General features: G+C 70.2%; 13 protein-coding genes. 1 reads left to right on the forward strand and 12 read right to left on the reverse strand.

All coding sequences use genetic code 11. The features are described from left to right. Positions 1 to 30: 30 nt before the first annotated feature. From H4N64_RS04615 to H4N64_RS04650, 8 genes are all read right to left on the reverse strand, one after another. Complete coding sequence (locus tag H4N64_RS04615) at positions 31 to 426, reverse strand: cytidine deaminase (RefSeq protein ID WP_186280797.1); 396 nt, start codon at positions 424 to 426, stop codon at positions 31 to 33. Next, positions 423 to 1,697 (reverse strand): ABC transporter permease, encoded by a 1,275-nt coding sequence (locus H4N64_RS44815; protein ID WP_186280798.1) that lies wholly within the window; start codon positions 1,695 to 1,697, stop codon positions 423 to 425. Before H4N64_RS44815 ends, H4N64_RS04615 begins: the two co-directional genes overlap by 4 nt. Then, positions 1,694 to 2,815 (reverse strand): ABC transporter permease, encoded by a 1,122-nt coding sequence (locus tag H4N64_RS04625; RefSeq protein WP_186280799.1) that lies wholly within the window; start codon positions 2,813 to 2,815, stop codon positions 1,694 to 1,696. Before H4N64_RS04625 ends, H4N64_RS44815 begins: the two co-directional genes overlap by 4 nt. Continuing rightward, positions 2,815 to 4,362 carry an ATP-binding cassette domain-containing protein gene (locus H4N64_RS04630; RefSeq protein ID WP_186280800.1) on the reverse strand — a complete coding sequence of 516 codons (1,548 nt, stop codon included), beginning with the start codon at positions 4,360 to 4,362 and terminating at the stop codon, positions 2,815 to 2,817. The genes H4N64_RS04625 and H4N64_RS04630 overlap by 1 nt, the downstream gene beginning before the upstream one ends. Positions 4,363 to 4,571: 209 nt before the next feature. Next, complete coding sequence (locus H4N64_RS04635; RefSeq protein WP_186280801.1) at positions 4,572 to 5,621, reverse strand: BMP family lipoprotein; 1,050 nt, start codon at positions 5,619 to 5,621, stop codon at positions 4,572 to 4,574. 267 nt (positions 5,622 to 5,888) lie between these two features. After that, complete coding sequence (locus H4N64_RS04640; protein WP_186280802.1) at positions 5,889 to 6,932, reverse strand: BMP family lipoprotein; 1,044 nt, start codon at positions 6,930 to 6,932, stop codon at positions 5,889 to 5,891. 237 nt (positions 6,933 to 7,169) lie between these two features. After that, entirely contained in the window at positions 7,170 to 8,384 is a 1,215-nt protein-coding gene (locus tag H4N64_RS04645; protein WP_186280833.1) for a M20 family metallopeptidase, read from the reverse strand. Positions 8,385 to 8,602: 218 nt separating this feature from the next. Beyond that, positions 8,603 to 10,156, reverse strand: coding sequence for a PH domain-containing protein (locus H4N64_RS04650; protein ID WP_186280803.1), 1,554 nt, complete (start codon positions 10,154 to 10,156; stop codon positions 8,603 to 8,605). Between the two features lie 101 nt (positions 10,157 to 10,257). Between H4N64_RS04650 and H4N64_RS04655 the strand changes: the two genes are divergently transcribed. After that, positions 10,258 to 10,929, forward strand: coding sequence for a methyltransferase domain-containing protein (locus H4N64_RS04655; protein WP_186280804.1), 672 nt, complete (start codon positions 10,258 to 10,260; stop codon positions 10,927 to 10,929). Here the strand turns inward: H4N64_RS04655 and H4N64_RS04660 are convergent. From H4N64_RS04660 to H4N64_RS04675, 4 genes are all read right to left on the reverse strand, one after another. After that, on the reverse strand, positions 10,926 to 11,999 hold the full coding sequence (locus H4N64_RS04660; RefSeq protein WP_186280805.1) for a hypothetical protein: 1,074 nt from the start codon (positions 11,997 to 11,999) through the stop codon (positions 10,926 to 10,928). The genes H4N64_RS04655 and H4N64_RS04660 overlap by 4 nt on opposite strands. Before the next feature lie 47 nt (positions 12,000 to 12,046). Next, a complete protein-coding gene (locus tag H4N64_RS04665) occupies positions 12,047 to 12,988 on the reverse strand; it encodes an N-acetylneuraminate synthase family protein (RefSeq protein ID WP_186280806.1) in 942 nt (313 codons plus the stop codon). Positions 12,989 to 13,002: 14 nt separating this feature from the next. Beyond that, positions 13,003 to 14,229 (reverse strand): N-acylneuraminate cytidylyltransferase, encoded by a 1,227-nt coding sequence (locus H4N64_RS04670; protein ID WP_186280807.1) that lies wholly within the window; start codon positions 14,227 to 14,229, stop codon positions 13,003 to 13,005. 137 nt (positions 14,230 to 14,366) lie between these two features. Further along, on the reverse strand, positions 14,367 to 15,713 hold the full coding sequence (locus H4N64_RS04675; protein WP_186280808.1) for a DUF6716 putative glycosyltransferase: 1,347 nt from the start codon (positions 15,711 to 15,713) through the stop codon (positions 14,367 to 14,369). Positions 15,714 to 15,730 lie beyond the last annotated feature (17 nt).

Genomic DNA, 15,730 nt, shown 5'->3' on the forward strand with positions numbered 1-15,730 from the left:
TCCGATCAACTCAGAGGGGCCGCACGGTAGTTACTTGGCGAGATGGTCCGGGCCGAAGGCCTGCGGCAGCATCTCCGACAGCGGGAGGATCCCCGCCGGTGTCTCCAGCAGCAGGTCGGGCCCGCCGAACTCGTACAGCAGCTGCCTGCAGCGGCCGCACGGGACGAGGCTCTCGCCCCTGCCGTCCACGCAGGTGAAGTGCGTGAGCCGGCCGCCCCCGGTGCGTTGGAGCTCCGAGACCAGACCGCACTCGGCGCACAGGCCGAGGCCGTAGGAGGCGTTCTCCACATTGCAGCCGGAGACCGTGCGGCCGTCGTCGACAAGGGCCGCGACGCCGACCGGGAAGCCCGAGTAGGGGGCGTACGCGTGGCTCATCGCCTCGCGCGCGACCTCCCGCAGGGCGTCCCAGTCGACCGCGCGCGTCACTTGCCCTGGCCCTTCCGGTACGGCAGACCGTCCGCCTTCGGCATCCGCAGGCGCTGGGCCGACAGGGCGAGGACGATCAGGGTGATGACGTACGGCGTGGCGGAGACGACCTGGTTCGGGACCTCGTTGGTGCCCGCGTACCAGGCCCACACCAGACCGCCGATGATCAGCGTGATGACCGCCTGAACGTACTTCTTGCGCACGGCCATCCAGATCGCGCCGATGATCAGCAGCAGCGCGCCGAGCAGCAGCAGCGCGTGGACGTTCTCCGAGCCGCCGCGCAGGTTGAGGCTGTCGGTGTAGCCGAACAGACCGGCGCCGAGGGCGAGTCCGCCCGGCATCCAGTTACCGAAGATCATCGCCGCGAGGCCGATGTAACCGCGGCCGCTGACCTGGCCCTCCAGATAGAACGGGTTGGCGACGATGGAGAGGAAGACGCCACCGAGGCCGGCCAGACCGCCGGAGATGATCACGGCGAGGTACTTGTACTTGTAGACGTTCACACCGAGGGACTCGGCGGCGACCGGGTTCTCACCGCAGGAGCGCAGACGCAGACCGAAGGCCGTACGCCACAGGATCCACCAGGTGGCCGGGATCAGCGCGATCGCGATCAGGGTCAGCCAGGAGACGTTGGTGACCAGACCGCCGAGCAGACCGGCGATGTCCGAGATGAAGAACCAGCCCTCGTTGTTGAGGTCCCGCAGCCAGTCCGACAGGCCCGGCACGGTGAAGTTGCCGAGCGAGTCGACCGCCGGGGACTGCTTGGCGGAGCCGCCCGCGTGGCCCTCGAAGGCGAGGGGCGCGAGGTAGCGGGTGGCGCCGAGGGCGAGGATGTTGATCGCCACACCGGAGACGATGTGGTTGACGTTGAAGGTGACGGTGACGAAGGCGTGCAGCAGACCGCCGACGCAGCCGCCGATGATGCCGACGAGGACACCGGTCCACGGGCCCCACTGGAAGCCGGCCCAGGCACCGAACCAGGTGCCGAGGATCATCATGCCTTCGAGGCCGATGTTGACGACGCCCGCGCGCTCGGCCCACAGACCGCCAAGGCCCGCGAGGCCGATCGGCACGGCGAGCTGGAGTGCGGTGGACATCTGGCTGACGTTGGTGATGCCGTCGGCGCCGGTGATGATGCGGACGATGGAGGTCAGCGCCAGGGCTCCGGCGATGACCAGCAGCAGGACGGGCCACGACAGGCGGCGGCCGGTGGGCGCCGCGGGCTGCAGCGTGGGCTGGTTGACGTCGACCGCTGAGGTTGGGGTGGTCATCGGCCGGCCACCTCCTTCGTGTTGTTGTCGGCGCCGAGGACGTGCCCGGCGGCGAGCTCCGCGCCGACGCGGCGCTGCTGGCGGCGCAGGCCCCACTCGCGGACGGCCTCGTAGGAGACGACGACCGAGAGCACGATCAGGCCCTGCATGATGACCGCGATCTCCTTGTCGTAGTCGTGGAAGTCCAGCTCGGGCGAGGCCTTGTCGAGCCAGGCCCACAGCAGTGCGGCGAACGCGATGCCGACCGGGCTGTTACGGCCGAGCAGGGCGATGCCGATGCCGAGGAAGCCGATGCCGGTGGGGAAGTTCAGGCTGTAGGTGTGGGTGTCGCCCATCAGGATCGGCAGACCCGCGAGACCGGCGATGCCACCGGAGATCAGCATGGCGGTGAGCACCATGCGCTTGGGGTCGACACCGCTGGCCGCGGCGGCGGACTCGGAGGCGCCGGAGGCGCGCAGGTCGAAGCCGAAGCGGGTGCGGTTGAGGACGACCCAGTAGCCGATGCCGAGCAGCACGGCGAGGATGACCAGGCCGTAGATCTCGCCGGCGTCGCCCATGTCGATGCCGGGGATCCAGCCGGACTCGTGCATCTCGCCGGTGGTGTTGTTGTTGCCGACCTTCACACCGAAGACGTCGGGCAGCCACAGGTAGGCGATGACGGAGGTCGCGATGGCGTTGAGCATGATCGTCGCGACGACCTCGCTGACACCCCGGGTGACCTTCAGGACACCGGCGATACCGGACCAGAAGGCGCCGGTGAGCAGGGCGGTCAGCAGCAGCAGCGGGACCTGGATGACGGCCGGCAGATCGGCGTGGGCGCCGACGATGGCGGCCATCATGGCGGCAAGCTGGTACTGGCCGTCGACGCCGATGTTGAACAGGTTCATCCGGAAGCCGATGGCGACCGCGAGGGCCGCGATGTAGTACATCGAGGCCTGGTTGATGATCAGCACCTGGATGTCGGAGAACGAGGCCTGCTCGAACATCAGGGTGTACGGCTCGACCGGGTTCTTGCCCGAGGCGATGAGCACCACCGAGCTCAGCGCGAAGGCCACGGCGAGCGCGATGACCGGTCCGGCCACCGCGAGGAGCACGCGCTCCTTGTCGAACTTCTTCATCAGCGGGCCTCGTCTTCGCCGGGCTCAGGGGTTTCTTCGTGCTCCAGGTGGCCGGTCGCGGCACCGGTCATCGCCGAGCCGAGCTCCTCCGGGGTGATGGTGGCCGGGTCGGCGTCCGCGACGAGCTTGCCGTTGTAGATCACCCGGAGCGTGTCGGACAGGCCGATCAGCTCGTCCAGGTCGGCGGAGATCAGCAGCACGGCCAGGCCCTCGCGGCGGGCCTCGCGGATGTGGTCCCAGATCGCGGCCTGCGCGCCGACGTCCACACCGCGGGTGGGGTGGGCGGCGATCAGGAAGCGCGGCGTGTGGCTCATCTCGCGGCCGACGATCAGCTTCTGCTGGTTGCCGCCGGACAGCGAGGCGGCGGTGACGTCGATCCCGGGCGTGCGGACGTCGTACGCCTCGACGATGCGGCGCGTGTCCTCCTGCGCGGCCTTCGGGTCCAGCCATACGCCCTTGGCGAGCGGCTTCTCGGTGACATGGCCGAGGATGCGGTTCTCCCAGAGGGGGGCCTCCAGGAGCAGACCGTGCCGGTGGCGGTCCTCGGGGATGTAGCCGATGCCCTGCTCGCGGCGCTTGCGGGTGGTCCAGCCGGTGATCTCCTCGTCGATCAGGGTGATCGTGCCGGAGTCGGCGTGCTTGAGGCCGATGAGCGCGTCGACCAGTTCGGTCTGACCGTTGCCCTCGACGCCGGCGATGCCGAGGACCTCGCCCGCGTGGATGGTGAAGCTGATGTCGTCCAGCAGGGCCTTGCCGCCGGGCGCCTCTAGGCGCAGCTTGTCGACGGTGATGACCGGGCGGTCGGTGACCGTGGACTCGGCGGTCTCCGGGGTGGGCAGCTCGCTGCCGACCATCATCTCGGCGAGCTGACGCGGGGTCGTCTCGGCGGGGACGGCCGTGCCGACGGTGGTGCCGCGGCGGATGACGGTGATCTCGTCGGCGACGGAGAGCACCTCGCCCAGCTTGTGGGAGATGAAGATGACGGAGAGGCCCTCGGCCTTGAGCTCGCGCAGGTTGTCGAAGAGCGCGTCGACCTCCTGCGGCACCAGGACGGCCGTGGGCTCATCGAGGATCAGCGTGGTGGCGCCGCGGTAGAGGACCTTGAGGATCTCCACGCGCTGGCGGGCGGCGACGCCGAGCTCCTCGACCAGGAGGTCGGGCTTCACGCCGAGGCCGTAGCGCTCGGAGATCTCCTTGATCTTGCGGCGGGCCCTGGCGCCGATGCCGTAGAGCTTCTCGCTGCCGAGGACCACGTTCTCCAGGACCGTGAGGTTGTCGGCGAGCATGAAGTGCTGGTGGACCATGCCGATACCGCGGGCGATGGCGTCGGCCGGGGACGAGAAGGTGACCTGCTCGCCGTTGACCGCGATGGTGCCCTCGTCCGGCTTCTGCATGCCGTAGAGGATCTTCATCAGGGTCGACTTGCCGGCGCCGTTCTCGCCGACGAGGGCGTGGACGGTGCCCTTGCGGACGGTGAGGTGGATGTCGTGGTTGGCCACGACGCCCGGGAATCGCTTCGTGATCCCGGCGAGCTCGACGGCGGTCACCTGACCGTTGACCGCCGCGCCGGCCGGAGGGCTGCTGGACGCTTTGATGGCGCACTCTCCTGGTGACGGGGGTCGTCTACGCGCGTAGCGCCCCTACGGCATACAAAGGGGTGACGGATCGCTGACAACGGGGCACGAGGAGGTGGTCCCCCCGTACCCCGTCGAGCGACCGCGACCCCGCGGTTACACGCTGCTCAGGGTGTAACTGTTCAGCTGCTCTTGACCTTGATCTCGCCGTTGATGATCTTCTCCTTAGCCGTCTCGATGGCTTCCTGGAGCTCGGCGTTGTCCGCGAACTTCGGGTTGGAGTTCGACAGGCTCACCTCGCCGGTCTTCAGATCGCCACGAACGATACCGGTCTCGGGCTTGCCGTCCTCGACCGACTTCGCCAGGTTGTACACCGCCTTGGCGACGTCCTTCATCGCCGAGGTGAGGATCGCGTCCTTGTACTTGGCGAGGGCTTCCTGGTTGTACTGGTCGGAGTCCACGCCGATGGCCCACACCTTGTTGGCGGCGGCGGCCTCGATGACGCCCTGGCCGGAGAGACCGGCGGCCGCGTAGACGACGTCCGCCTTCTTCTCGATCTGGCCCTCGGCGGCCGTCTTGCCCTTGTCGGGGCTGGAGAAGCCGCCCTCCTCCGCGGTCTGCGTGAGGTACTGGGAGAGGACCTTCGCCTTGGGGTTGGTGTCCTTCACGCCCTGCTCGAAGCCCGCCTGGAACTTGTGGATCAGCGGGATGTCCACACCGCCCACGAAGCCGACGACGTTCGACTTGGTGCTCTTGGCCGCGGCGACGCCGGCCAGGTAGGAGGCCTCCTCCTCGGAGAAGACCAGGTCGGCGACGTTCTTCGACTCGACGGTGGAGTCGTCCACGATGCCGAAGGTGGTGTCCGGGAACTTCTCCGCGGCGCCCTTGACGGCGGTGGCGTACGCGTAGCCGACGCCGACGACCGGGTTGTAGCCCTGCTTGGCCAGCGACTCAAGGCGCTGCTGCTTGTCCGCGTCCGTCTCGCCCTCGGTGGGCTCGACGTCCTGCGTCTCGTAGCCGAACTCCTTCTTCGCCTGCTCCAGGCCCGCGAACGCGGCGTCGTTGAAGGACTGGTCGCCCTTGCCGCCGACGTCGTACGCGATGGCCAGGCCCTTGTCGCCCTTCGAGTCGGACGAGCTGCTCTCGGTCGAGGTGCCGCCACAGGCGGAGAGAGCGAGGGCCAGAGAGGCGGTCGCTGCGCCTGCGACCGTGATCCGGGAAATCCGGCGCATGTGAAGTGCTCCTAGTAGTACTGGCGGGGCCGGGGGAGGGCCCGGGTTCGCCCGGCGCCGGGACGGTAGTGCTTCACAGCTTCGGCGCTGGGCTTCGCCGCAGATTAACGCGCGTAGACCTGCCTGAAAACCCCTTCTGTCCACCTTGTTATCCGGCCGTGCTCAAGACCACTCGCCCCCCGCCTCGAACGCCGAAGCGGGCGGGTGTTCCGGACACCCGCCCGCTTCGGGCGATTTGCTGCGATTGGCCCGATCGGGCGGCGACGACTACTCCGTCTTGACCTTGATGGTGCCGTCGATGATGCCCGCCTTGGCCTTGGCCACGGCGTCGGTCAGGCCCGGGATCTCGGTCATCTTCGGGTTGCTCTCCGCGAGGCCGACGCCGTCCACCTTCAGGTCGAAGGTCTGCACGCCGGTCAGCGGCTTGTCGTTGTCGACGGACTGGGCGAGGGCGTAGACCGCGCCGCCGACGTCCTTGAGCGCGGAGGTGAGGATGTAGTCCTTGTACGCCGCGAGCGCTTCCTGCTGGTACTGGTCGGAGTCGACGCCGATCGCCCAGACCTTCGCCTTGGCGGCGGCCTCGATCACGCCCTGACCGGACAGACCCGCCGCCTGGTAGACGACGTCGGCCTTCTTCTCGATCTGGCCCTCGGCGGCGGCCTTGCCCTTGTCCGGGCTGGAGAAGCCGCCCTCCTCCGCGGTCTGGGTCAGGTACTGCGAGACGACCTTGACCTTGGAGTTGGTGTCCTGGACGCCCTGCTTGTAGCCGGCCTCGAACTTGTGGATGAGCGGGATGTCCACGCCGCCCACGAAGCCGACGGTGTTGGTCTTGGTGGCCTTGGCGGCGGCGACACCGGCGAGGTAGGAGGCCTCCTGCTCGGCGAAGACCAGGGAGGCGACGTTGTCGCCCTCGACGACGGAGTCGACGATGCCGAAGGTGGTGTCCGGGTACTTCTTGGCCACGGCATCCATCGCGGGGCCGTAGGCGAAGCCGACGCCGATCACCGGGTTGTAGCCCTGCTTGGCGAGGGAGGCCAGACGCTGCTCCTTGTCGGCGTCCGTCTCGCCCTCGGTGGGCTCGATGTCGGCCGTCTTGTAGCCGAACTCCTTCTGGGCCTTCTGCAGGCCGGCGTACGCGGCGTCGTTGAAGGACTGGTCGCCCTTGCCGCCGATGTCGTACGCGATGGCGAGGCCGAGGTCCTCCTTGGAGGAGCTGCTGTCGCTGTCGCTGGTTCCGCCGCAGGCCGTGGCAGCGAGCGCGATCGACGCGACCCCCACCGCGACGCGGGTCAGTTTGGATGTCCGACGCATCGTGAAGTTCCCCATTCTCCAAGCCCCGCAGTGGGTGCTGAGTTCGGCGCACATTAACGCGCGTAGACACTCCTGGGAACGGGGTATCGCGTGGCCGTTATCCATTCGTGCCGATGGCCGGTTACGTCCCCGTGAACCACCGGATCAAAAGGTGCACTCCAGGACATCGGCGCGCATGCATGTGCGCCATGGGGCCAGACTCCCCCCGCGTCACTCCGACCGCAACCGGAGTGACTCCTACAGGTCGATCAAGGCCGCGGCCGTGAACAGTTCCACGCCCACCGTGATCGCGTGCTCGTCCACATCGAAGTCGCCCTGATGGAGGTCCCGGACCGTCCGCTCGCCCGGTGTGCGGACGCCGAGGCGGGCCATCGCGCCGGGGACGTGTTCCAGGTACCAGGAGAAGTCCTCGCCGCCGAGGCTCTGCTCGGTGGTCTCCACGGAGTCGGCGCCACGGCGGGCGATCATCGCGTCGCGCAGCAGTTCGGCGATGCCGGAGTCGTTGACCACGGGCGGCACTCCGCGCACGTAGTTGATCTCGGACTTGGCCCGGTGCAGGTTGGCGACCTCGTCGATCGCGGCGACCAGGATGTCCGGCGCCTGCCGCCAGGCGTCGATGTCCAGGCAGCGCACGGTCCCGGAGAGCTCGGCGTGCTGCGGGATGACGTTCGGCGCGTGCCCGGACTCGATCCGTCCCCAGGTCACGGCGAGTCCGCTACGGGTGTCCACGCGCCGGGCGACCAGTGCGGGCACGTCGGTCACGACGCGGGCCACGGCGGTGACCAGGTCGGTGGTCAGATGGGGGCGCGCGGTGTGGCCGCCGGGGCCGTCCAGCGCGATCTCAAGACGGTCGCAGGCGGAGGTGATGGCGCCCTCACGGATGCCGATCCGGCCGGCGTCGACCCGGGGGTCGCAGTGCACGGCGACGATCCGCCCGACGCCCTCCAGCACCCCGCAGTCGATGGCGTCGGCGGCACCGCCGGGCAGCACCTCCTCGGCGGGCTGGAAGATCAGCCGTACGGGCCGCGGCAGCAGACCCTGGCTGTGCAGGTCGGCGAGGACGAGGCCGGCACCGAGCACCACGGTGGTGTGCACATCGTGCCCGCAGGCGTGCGCCCGGTCGGGCACGGTGGAGCGGTAGGGGCACTCGGTCTTGGCGTCCGGAATGGGCAGGGCGTCGATGTCCGCCCGCAGGGCGAGCGCGGGCAGCCCGTCGTCCCAGTTGCCGATGTCACAGACGAGCCCGGTCCCGACGGCGAGCACCCGCGGCTCGAGGCCCGCCTTCTCCAGGCGCTCCTTGATCGCGGCGGTCGTACGGAACTCCTGGTTGCCGAGCTCCGGGTGCATGTGCAAGTCACGGCGGAACGCAACGAGTTCGTCACGCAGCGACTCGGGGAGCGTGCCGGGAAGCAGCACTTCCCCCTGGAGATCGGCCTCGGGCTCTACGGACATCAATTGCTTCACCCTCTGAAGGGTAGGACGCTCAGGTGGCCAACTGACCCTCGATCAACAAAAGTTCAACCCGTTAGGGGAAGAAAAACTGGCCACCAGACGCATAGGTCTGGGTTGGGATGGGTAAACTCCCGCACATTTCGAGCGAGTCGATCATGAATACCCGTCCGCTCTCCTACCAACCCATACCACGCCGCAGACACTCGCGTCGGTTCTGTTCACCTGTCGGAAGCCGGCGTCGAGGCATCCTCAAGCGTTTGTACGGCCTCCAGAGCGCGCAGGATGCGGGCCAGATCGGCCGGGGCGGCGGCCAGGCGGACGGGGGTGCCGGAGTCGTCGAGGTCGGCGATGTGCCAGCTCCGGGGCACGGTGTCGCCGTCGGCGCCCCGGACCCGGCGTACCTCCTTGACGGTGATCCGCCGCGCGGGGATGGTCCGCGCGGCGAACCGGCCCGGGCCGGGAGTCACCGCGGGCGGCCCGTCGCCGCCGACGGCGATGTGGGTGCCGAAGCCGTGCGGGTTGTAGTCGGTGGACTCCAGGAAGCGGGCGGGCAGGAAGACCTCCCCCTGCTCCTCGGGACCGGCGGCGCCGGTCTCCTCCTGTGTACGGATGCGGGTGGCGCGCCAGGCCCAGGCCGTCATGGCGAGGGTGGCGGCGGTGCCCGCGGCCGCCCAGGCGAGGGTCGTCGGGGAGTCGAAGAGGGTGGTGGGGTGGAGGTAGCACAGTGGCAGCAGCCACATTCCGGTGCCGACCAGGACGGCCGCGAAGGGCAGGGCGGACGGGAGGACCTCGTCGTCGGGGAGCCTGCGTCCGCGCAGCCGCATCAGCATCTGGGCGGCGGGACAGCCCGCGGCGAGGGCGAGTCCTGCCGATACGGCGGCCAGGTCGCCGGGGACGGTGACGTGCTCGCGCCAGGTGTACCGGCTGCCCTCGACCTCCATCACCTCGCCGCGCCAGACGGTGAGCTCGACCTGGTCGCCCGGCTCGAACTCCTGGGCGGCCTCCTGGGAGACCCGGAGCCGGTCGAGCGGCCGATCGTCGGCGAAGTACAGCCGGCCGCCCCTCTTCGGCCCGTCGTCGTCGGTCCGCTCGACCACGGCCCGGATGGTCGTCAGGCACCCACGCCGGTCCTCGGTGGGGGTGGAGGCCGTACACGGGACGGCCGCCTGCCACTCCCGCTGGTTCGCGTCGGCGTGCGGGACGAGCCAGGCGGCGAGGCCCGCGCCCACGAGGAACAGCACGCACAGGACCGGTGACCAGGCCGAGCCGCGGCCTCCCGCGGTGCGCTGGGTGACGACCGCGAGGCGGTCGGACTCGGGGGTTCCGTGGCGCCGGTGCAGTGTGCGCAGCGCGTCCAGCTCGGTGTCGAAGTCCGGGTCGTCGGTGCCGTGGCCGGCGGGCAGGGGAAGCAGCCGCCGGTGCCCGTCGCTCGCTGCGAGGACGACGCGCCGGGTGACCCCGCCTCGGGGCAGGGTCCTCAGCTGGAGGCGCAGGTCGGCGATGTCCTGCCAGGGCAGGCCCCGGCGGTTCAACAGCGTCCTGATGTGCAGTCCGCGGGCGTCGGCGCGGATCTCGGCGGTGGCGGAGCGCAGCGCGGGGAGACCGATGCCGAGGCACAGCACGCCGACGCCGGCGAGCGGTACCGGACCGCCCAGGACGAGGCCCAGGGCGGCGAGCACGACCCCGGCCGCCGTGATCCCCACGACGACCCAGAGGGCCCGCCGCCACCGGGACCGGAAGATGACCTCACCCGCACTGTTCACGCCCGTCATCCTGACGTGCTCAGGGCGGAAGGGCTTGTGCGGTGTCCGGCAGCTTTCCGGCGCGTGAAGTTGCCGACCGCTCGCCCCGCGCATCGGTAGGCTGCGCCCACGTGACGGACCCGAGCACGGACACGGACTTCATACAGGCCACGAGCACCTCGTACGACGCGATAGCCCCCGCCTACACCGACCGCCACCCGGACGGTCTGGGCCACCACCCCCTGGAGCGGGCCCTCCTGACCGCCTACGCGGAACAGGTCCGCGAGCACACCAAGGCCCCGGTGGGCGACCTGGGCAGCGGACCCGGCTATGTCACCGCCCGCCTGCACGACCTCGGGGTCCCGGTCTTCGGCGTGGACGTCTCCCCGCGCATGGTGGCGCTGGCCCGCGAGGCCCACCCGCACCTGCGCTTCCACGTGGGCACGATGACGGAACTGGACCTGCCGGACGAGACCCTGGGCGGTATCACCGCCCTGTACTCGATCATCCACATCCCGACGGACCACTTGACGGCCGCGTTCACGGAGTTCCGCCGGGTCCTGGTCCCCGGCGGCCACGTCCTGCTGTCGTTCCAGTTCCAGAGCAGGCACGCCGACGAGCTCATCCACCTCACGGAACGCTTCGGCCAGGACATCTCCCTGCACTACTACCTCCGCACCCCGGAAACGGTGACGGCCCACCTGAAGAAGGCGGGCTTCCAGACGCAGGCACAGGTGGTGCGGGAGCCCCTGGGGGAGGAGAAGATGGCGCGGGCGTTCCTGCTGGCCCGCAAGCCCCTCTAGACCGCGGTCGTCACCGCCGCCAGCCGGTGCACGTCCTTCGCCGAGCCCGTGACGCCCGACAGGAAGCCCTGGGCACGGGGTGAGGCGTGGTCGGTGAGCCAGGTGGGGTCGATGTCGCAGACCGCCACCTTTACATCCGTGCCGGCCAGGGCCAACGGCAGCGTGTGGACGACCGTGGACGGGAAGCTGAGGATCGTCCTGCCGATCGGGCCTCGGCGGGCGATCAGTTCCAGGGGGAGGTCCGGGCGGACCACTTCCAGCCCGGTCTCCACCGCCAGGCGGTGGAGCTTCTCCGTGCTCTCGCGGCGGTGCGCGAAGTAGCGGGTCGCGCCGTGGGTCTTGGCCAGGGTGCGGACCGCTTCCAAGTAGCTGTCGGCGTCGACCACGCCCGTTTCCACCAGCGAGGTGCCGACCATGTCCGCGCCCTTGCTGATGCGGGGCGGGCCGAAGCGGGCGCGGGTCCAGGCGAAGTCGTTCGTCGACATCGTCAGGCCCGGCAGGGTCTCCTCCATCGGCATGGAGGAGAAGATCTCCACCCCGCGGTTCTCCCCCGGGGTCAGACGGCGGCGGGCCGCCGAGGACGCCGGGGCCAGGATCAGGTCCCGGGGGCCGGGGCGGCCGCCTTTGCGGTGCCAGCGCACCAGGCGTTCGCCGCGGGCCAGTTGGGCGACGAACTCCATCGTCGCCGTGCCGTCGTCGACCACCACCAGGTCCCGGGCCCGGGTGATCGTCAGCAGCAGCTGGACGTAGCGGGAGAAGGGGTCCCCCAGGACCACGCGGGGTGCCCGGCGCAGGATGCCGGCCAGGCCCCCGATCGTCCGGATCGGCGCCGCCGGGCCGCCCCGCGCCTCCTCCCAGCGGACCTCGTGCCCCTCCTCACGGGCCAGCTCCGACATGCGTCGCAGCTGGCCGCGGGTCATCGGGTCGATCGGGGACAGAACCACCAGGGTGAGCCCCGCGCCGAGCGCCTGCTCCTGGGCATGCGCCCACTCCAGCACATTCAGCAGCTGTACCGGGCTCTCGACGAACGCGAGAGTGCGGGTGCCGGCGTTCCCGGCGCGGGGGCTCATCTACGTACGACCGTCCCGTCGTAGGCGATTTTCTGGAAGGGGGTGAATCAGACCGAGAGCGGCTCGCCCGCGGCCGCGGCGATCTCCGCCTCGGCGACGACGCCCTGGACGCGGCGCAGCTTCTTCATCGGGCCGAGCTCGGAGTCGTAGACCTTCTTGACACCATCGCCGAGGGAGGCCTCGATCGTGCGGATGTCGCGGACCAGGCGCGTCAGGCCCTGCGGCTCGACGGAGGCGGCCTGGTCGGAGCCCCACATCGCGCGGTCCAGGGTGATGTGACGCTCGACGAAGGTGGCGCCCAGGGCGACCGCGGCGAGGGTGGTCTGCAGGCCCGTCTCGTGACCGGAGTAGCCGATCGGGACGTTCGGGTACTCGGCCTGGAGGGTGTTGATCACTCGGAGGTTCAGCTCCTCCGCCTTCGCCGGGTACGTCGACGTGGCGTGGCACAGGAGGATGTTGTCCGAGCCGAGGACCTCGACCGCGTGGCGGATCTGCTTCGGGGTGGACATGCCGGTGGAGAGGATGACCGTGCGGCCGGTGGCGCGCAGGGCGCGCAGCAGCTCATCGTCGGTCAGCGAGGCGGAGGCCACCTTGTGGGCCGGGACGTCGAACTTCTCCAGGAAGGCGACGGCCTCGGTGTCCCACGGGGAGGCGAACCAGGCGATGTTCTTGGACTTGCAGTACTCGTCGATCTGGCGGTACTCGTCCTCACCGAACTCCACACGGTGGCGGTAGTCGATGTAGGTCATGCGGCCCCAGGGGGTGTCGCGCTCGATGTCCCACTGGTCGCGCGGCGTGCAGATCTCCGGGGTGCGCTTCTGGAACTTGACCGCGTCGCAGCCGGCCTCGGCGGCCACGTCGATCAGCTTGAAGGCGTTCTCCAGCTCGCCGTTGTGGTTGATGCCGATCTCGCCGCAGATGTAGACGGGCTGACCGGGGCCGGCCAGGCGCGACGAACCGAACGTACGGAGACGGGAGTTGGTGCTCATGGCAGGAACTGTCCTTACTTGGTGAGGGAATCGAGAGAGGGGCCGAGGATCCAGCTGGCGATCTCTCGGATCGCGCCGTCGCCACCCGGGACGGTGGTGACCGCGCGTGCGGCGCCGCGCACGACGTCGTGGGCGCTCGCGACCGCCACGGGCCAGCCCACGAGGGCGAAGCACGGGAGGTCGTTGACGTCGTTGCCGACGTAGAGCACGCGCTCAGGCGCGATGCCCTGCTCCTCGCACCACTGCTTCAGTGCGAGGTCCTTGCGGTCGATGCCGTGCAGGACCGGAATCTGCAGCTTCCGGGCCCGGGCGGCGACCACAGGGTTCTGTTCCGTGGAGAGGATCAGCATCTTCAGGCCGCTCTTGCGCAGGGCCGCGATGCCGAGGCCGTCTCCGCGGTGCACGGAGACGAACTCCTTTCCATCGGTGTCGATCAGCACCCGGTCATCGGTCTGGGTGCCGTCGAAGTCCAGTACGACCGCGTCGATGTCGTCGGCGGTCGGCAGCGAACCGGGGCGGTCCGCGTCGAAGAGAGGCGCGAGGGCGCGGGCCCGCGCGAGGTCGTGCGGGTCGTCGATCTCCAGCACGCGCGCGGGGTCGGTGCGGACCAGTTCGGTACGGCCGAAGAAGCGGTGCCGGTGCTCGCGGAAGCCGGCCGCGTCCATCGCGTAGGCGGCGCCGGTCTCCAGCAGGTCCTGGGGGCGGTCCTGGCGGCGGGGGCGGAAGGACTTGTCGTGGTTGACGCCGAACGAGCCGGACTCGTCGTCGCCGTCGCGCCAGATGAAGCCGTGGAACGGGGCCACCGTCACAGCGGTGTCGGCGCCCTGCTCGACCACGGCCGCCGCAACGCCCTCGATGTCCTCGCGGACGATGAACGGGCTCGTGCACTGCACCAGCAGCACCACGTCGACCGACGCGCCGTGCAGCGCCTCGTGGGTGTCCATGGCGTGCAGGACGGCCGCCTCGGAGGTGGCCGTGTCACCGGCGATGGCCGCGGGGCGCAGCACCACCTCGGCGCCGGCCTCGCGGGCGGCGGCGGCGATGGCCTGGTCGTCCGTCGAGACGACGACGTCGGTCACCAGTCGGGCGGCCCGGCACTCGCGCACCGCGCGGGCCACCAGCGGGACGCCGCCGACCGGGGCGAGGTTCTTGGCGGGCACGCCCTTGGAGCCGCCGCGCGCGGGAATGACGGCGAGCACGCGGCGTACGGAGACGCCGACGCCGGCCGGGGAGTCGGACATGGGTTGCACTCCTTGCGCAGAGTTCGCAGAGGTATGGAGGGCGGCGGAGCCGCCCGACAGGGGCGCGGGGAACTGCGCGACCGGCCCCGGCGGCGCCGCAGCCGCCCGACGACCCGAAGCGGCACCCCCTGCGGCGGTCACAACTCCCCCATCCGCCGAATGACGGGCGCCACCCGCTGCACCCCGTGCCGATAGGCACCACGGGCAGCCCGGCGAACTATCTGCCGAACAGGACCCGGCTCCTTGTCCTGCGCGGGAGCGCCGGGCAGCGGACTGCCGTCGGGGCCGAGGTGGTGGCGGGCGAGGATGCCGGGGAGATAGCCCGGCGCCGTCGCGGGTGTGTAGTACGGGGTCAGCGGCGGGAGTCCGCCCGGCCGGCCGAGCAACTTGGTGATCCGCTCGCGGGCGGCGTCGAAGGCGGTCTCGTACCCGCCGTGCGCGGCGACGCCCTGGCGGGCCACCCACTCCTCGTCGGGGGCCGGACGGTGTCCGTCGTCCAGCTGGTCCCAGGAGGCGAGGCAGCCGGAGCCGACGAAGTGGTGGTTGCCGAGTGTCTCGCGCACCCCGAGGTCGGTGAGCACGACGGTGGGGATCCGGCGGTGGAGGGACTCCAGCGCGGCCGTCGAGCTGACCGTGACGAGCAGGTCGGTGCGGTCGAGCACCTCGCCCATGTGCCCGTACAGCAGACGGAAGTTGGACGGTATGTCCAGCTTCTGCGCCAGCTTCTGGTAGGGCAACTCCTCGATGTGCGTGGTGTGTTCGCCCGGCTTGGAGCGCAGTTTGAGCAGCACCTCGCGCTCGGGGTGCAGCCGCGCGTGCTGGACCAGGCGGTTCAGCAGGTACGCACGGTCCTTGCGGCTCTCCGGGACGGAGGGCTGCGCGGCGAAGACGACCGTGTACGGGTCGTGCTCCCCCTCGTAGGGCGCTCCGCCGAGGAACGGCAGCGCCACTTCCGTGACCGCCGAGGCGTCGGCGCCGACGCCCTCGTACACCGCGCGGAAGCGCTCGGCGTCCTGGCGGGAGTTGGCGAGGACGAGGTCGGCGCCGTGCCGCAGCAGCAGGCCGTCGGCGAGCTTCTCGTAGACGACGCCGACATAGCCGGTGACGACGACGGGGCGCTTCTCGCGACCCTCCCAGACCCGCTTCAGACCGTGCAGCATGGCCTGGACACCGCCGCCGACGAGGGCGAGTACGAGGATGTCGTACTCCTCCTCGGCCATCGTGCGCAGGAACTCCACCGCCGTCACCTCGCGCAGGGAGTCGGCCTGCACACCGACTTCCGCCAGTTGGCGGGCGGTGGGCGTGGCCCGGCCGCGCAGCAGAAATCCGCTGAGGGCGGGGGCGACTTGCGTGCCCCCTTCCGCTCCGGCTTCCATGGACGGGCCCGGGGCGATGCGGCCCGCCGTCAGCGCACCCCATTTCCAGCGGGTGTCGGAGTCCGCGAGGACGGCGATACGCGGCGGCTTCGTTGTACTTGCTGGCACGAAGATGACGCTAGGAA

The sequence above is a fragment of the Streptomyces cupreus genome (genome assembly GCF_014257025.1).
Lineage (GTDB): Bacteria > Actinomycetota > Actinomycetes > Streptomycetales > Streptomycetaceae > Streptomyces > Streptomyces cupreus.

What these genes read in the sequence shown, in the direction of transcription:
- H4N64_RS04660 (WP_186280805.1), bottom strand. Translation starts at nt 11,999, where the DNA reads ATGAGCCCCCGCGCCGGGAACGCCGGCACCCGCACTCTCGCGTTCGTC.
- H4N64_RS44815 (WP_186280798.1), bottom strand. Translation starts at nt 1,697, where the DNA reads ATGACCACCCCAACCTCAGCGGTCGACGTCAACCAGCCCACGCTGCAG.
- H4N64_RS04650 (WP_186280803.1), bottom strand. Translation starts at nt 10,156, where the DNA reads ATGACGGGCGTGAACAGTGCGGGTGAGGTCATCTTCCGGTCCCGGTGG.
- H4N64_RS04635 (WP_186280801.1), bottom strand. Translation starts at nt 5,621, where the DNA reads ATGCGCCGGATTTCCCGGATCACGGTCGCAGGCGCAGCGACCGCCTCT.
- H4N64_RS04665 (WP_186280806.1), bottom strand. Translation starts at nt 12,988, where the DNA reads ATGAGCACCAACTCCCGTCTCCGTACGTTCGGTTCGTCGCGCCTGGCC.
- H4N64_RS04640 (WP_186280802.1), bottom strand. Translation starts at nt 6,932, where the DNA reads ATGCGTCGGACATCCAAACTGACCCGCGTCGCGGTGGGGGTCGCGTCG.
- H4N64_RS04645 (WP_186280833.1), bottom strand. Translation starts at nt 8,384, where the DNA reads ATGTCCGTAGAGCCCGAGGCCGATCTCCAGGGGGAAGTGCTGCTTCCC.
- H4N64_RS04670 (WP_186280807.1), bottom strand. Translation starts at nt 14,229, where the DNA reads ATGTCCGACTCCCCGGCCGGCGTCGGCGTCTCCGTACGCCGCGTGCTC.
- H4N64_RS04625 (WP_186280799.1), bottom strand. Translation starts at nt 2,815, where the DNA reads ATGAAGAAGTTCGACAAGGAGCGCGTGCTCCTCGCGGTGGCCGGACCG.